At 51.7% G+C, this 3,403-nt stretch carries 2 protein-coding genes; both read right to left on the reverse strand.

Features of this window, described 5'->3' with window-relative positions:
* Positions 1-89: 89 nt before the first annotated feature.
* Positions 90-1,088 (reverse strand): dienelactone hydrolase-related enzyme, encoded by a 999-nt coding sequence (locus tag E8M78_RS21525; protein WP_137136996.1) that lies wholly within the window; start codon positions 1,086-1,088, stop codon positions 90-92.
* Entirely contained in the window at positions 1,078-2,694 is a 1,617-nt protein-coding gene (locus tag E8M78_RS21530; protein ID WP_137136997.1) for a hypothetical protein, read from the reverse strand. Before E8M78_RS21530 ends, E8M78_RS21525 begins: the two co-directional genes overlap by 11 nt.
* Positions 2,695-3,403: the final 709 nt, after the last annotated feature.

Below are 3,403 nucleotides of genomic sequence, written 5' to 3' on the forward strand. Positions count from 1 at the left end.
CAGCAATCAATCCGACAGCTCGAAATGCCTTCATGATGAAGCGCGCCTCAGCCAAAGCAAGCGAATAAGCGCTGAAAACTTCGATTCCGTCACCGTAGAAACTGCTTCAAGCTCCATCCCGCCCGGATGATGTAAGGGGGGAGGCCAAGAGAATAGTGGCCACAATTCAGCTTCACTGCGCTTATCCTTGCTCCGTTGAAGCTCAGTTTCTGAAGTAAGCGTTCCGATAGATCCGGCAGCACGACTGTGTCCCGTACCGCCAGTACAACATGAGTATCCAAACCTTGCCGTGCCAGCTTCTCCGCATAATTTCCCAGATTGAGCGGCGCCCAAGCCCTTTCCAACTGCGGGAGCGAAAGATGCGGCTCCAAGCTTGTTCTGATCGATCGGGTAGCACGTCCGGACCAAACCATTTCGGCAAGACTTCCACCTGTCAGAAACAGAGACGCTCGTGAGATGGCAGGCTCATGCGCCGCAACCAGTCCAGCGACCCACGATCCAAGGCTCATTCCGAGAACGGAGATCTTCTGATATCCTTCGAGTTTCAGCCACTGAGTGAGCTTTCGTCCATCGCAGACGGCCTGTCTGACGGACTGCAGCGTCCGACCGAGATTGGCACTCAGCATGTAATCGGAGTGAAGCGAGCCAGGTCTGCTGCGCTCCATATGATAGGGCATCGCGATCTCGATAACAGTCACACCATGCCCGGAAAGAAACTTGGCGAGTTGCCGATTCCGACGGCTAGCATTCCAATGATGGAAGACCACTATTGCCTGATCGCGTTTTCCACTCTCCGTAATCTTTGCCCAGACGGTATTGTTCTCAACAACATCAGTTGAAATGTCCGATGAAAACTTGAGCCAGCCATCACGCGACTCGAAGGCTTCACGGCTTGCTTCGCGCACATCAAAAAAGCTTGGATCCAAGGCGACCTGCTCTGAGAGAGCACAGAATTCTTCTATCGTTGTTCCTTTGCCTATTCCAGAGAACGCTCGATCGGCGTCCAGAGTGAGTTCCGTGACATGTTTGAACTCTTCGCCGCGTTGGGCGCGCCTTTCATCCCAGCAATCAAGGAATTTAAGAAACATGGCTATCGCGCTCCATCTCGATTCCTTGCCAACCCGGTTTGAACTCTGGATCGAACAGCCCATAGATTGCTATCAACCCGGTTGTCACCAGCATGAGCGAGAAGCCGTCGAAAACGTCGATCAGTAGATATGTCGCGAAGAGTGCGCCGATTACCGCACACATCCTCAACAACGGTCGACGCAGACGACGGACGTCTCCCAGACGGACTGCTGCGTAGAGAAAGACGCTGCAGCCGGAGAGCGTAACGAGCAAGCTGCTGTAGTGCGTTGGCAATCTATATTGGGAACTGCGATCTCCGTCGTCGTAATCAGTGAAAACCGCCAAGGCATCACGCATCATCCAGGTCACGATATCGGAACCCTGCGATGCGAGATAGGCGCTTTGAACCTTCATACAGATAGCAGACAGAACAACGAGTACAGTGCACCTAAAGACGCCGCGCAAGATCCTCAGACTTGTCTCGCTGATTTTTGGGAACGGTTTCTGTACAGTTTGCCAGTCTGGCCGGGATTTGAGCATCCAGAGATCATGCACAATCATATGCAGCAGTATCAGGCCAGCAAACAGAAGGTAAAAGCTGACAGACATGTACAGATAGGCGAGGGCGGTGAACATGATCGCAGCTGGCGTCGATATAACGTTGGGCCGAATAATCCCTATGGTGCCCCAGCTCGGCGCAAAATCCTGTCTTTGCTCAAGCAGCGGCATCAGTTGTACGCCGACCCATTGAATTAAGCCCGCGAACAGAATGCAGACGACGAATACCGCCCAAAAACTATGCGAGTTGGCCTGCAGATTCTGCGTCCAGCCATAGGCTTTTTGCTGCCGATCGGCCTCAGTCTCAAATGTGGGTCTCCCTTCGTGTTTCCAGAATGCCACAAGCTCGATGACGATAAGGAAGAAAAGCGGCAACAGCACCATGAACATTACGGTCCAGTTCGGTGCCCAGAGAAAGCCGACCTGCTTCGCGATGCCATCGCCTCGCGAGTAGGTAATGCTATGAATTCCCAGGATGTAGGACATGAACCCAAGGGCAGAGGCACCGGCGAAGATCGAGGCAGGCAAGTTCAGATATGATGCGTGAGAGAAAATTTTCTCCGTCTTGGTCACCAAGCTGGATTGTCTGCTTTTTGAAGTCACTTGAGGTTCGAGCGACAGGACCGGCTTTTGCGAATTGTGGAGGTTGGCCGGATCAGGCTCTGGCAGGTCATCGATCCGTTTTTCAACGGCCTCGCTTGAGGTCTTCTGGTCACGCCGTTTGGCCGCAAGCCGACCTTGAGCAACTGTAAGTTCCTTCAGCCAATCATTCGTTGCTTTCCGATCATCACAACCAAATATGCGTGCAAGCCAACGGATGTTCGCTGGACTGATCCCCTTATCGTTTTCCTGAAACCAGAGCTGCACCGTCCGCAGATCTACCCCCACTCGGTTGACATCTATGCTTGAAATCGCGTCGGCCAGAAGCTCCGGCGTCCAAGGACCCTGCGGAAAGCCGTCATCTGCCAAAGGTCGGCCCGCCCCTGCAGTGACCATCTGCTTGAACAATTCCTTGAAATCGCTTCCATCATCGGGAGGTGCAACAAATATTTTTCCGTTTTTTTCCAATGATTTATAACCTCAGTTTTCGTATCGTTTCGTATCCTCTCGTGCTTTCCGTTGCGCCCAGTGGTGTCTAAAGCACCTACAAGCAACAGATTGGCGAGGCATCTGCGGTGCTATTGTTGTCATCCGCCCCATGGGTTCTCTGCGAAACGACCCGTAATCAATACGTGAATCACACTCCGCCCGTATTCGGGGTTAGTCACGATCAAACAGACTGCGCTGGCAGTTGTAGAAATCACGCGCCGTCACTTCAAAAACTGACAGAACTCCATTCAGCGGCAATCCAAGACGGCAATGAAGCAGGCATGTTACGACTTGCGATCTTGAGCCATCGACCCAAGGACGAAAGCGAGGTGCTGCTCAAATTCAGATATCTCATCAGCTACCTGATTGTAACCAGAGGCAATCTATCCGCTGATGAATTGGGCTTCATATCCCAATAGGGCCAACCTGATGCCAGGCATGATTGCAAACCCAGAACCTCTCTGACGACCACAGATCAGCGTTGCAGGTGCATATACCGCGCAAAACAGCTGTAGTTTGAAACTGGCAGACAAATCAGGGAATTCGATAAGTAATATTCAATTTTAGAAAAAACACGTATTCTCCAACAAACTTACAAATATTGATAATCGTTAATTTGTCCTCCCTGAACAACTCGGAAGCCGTTGATTTTGTGCGGTGTGATGGTGCTGGCAAAGTATTGGTTTAT

The sequence above is a fragment of the Rhizobium sp. FKY42 genome (genome assembly GCF_005222835.1).
GTDB lineage: Bacteria > Pseudomonadota > Alphaproteobacteria > Rhizobiales > Rhizobiaceae > Neorhizobium.

Excerpts from the sequence above, each read along its gene's own strand:
- E8M78_RS21525 (WP_137136996.1), bottom strand. The coding sequence starts at position 1,088 with ATGTTTCTTAAATTCCTTGATTGCTGGGATGAAAGGCGCGCCCAACGC.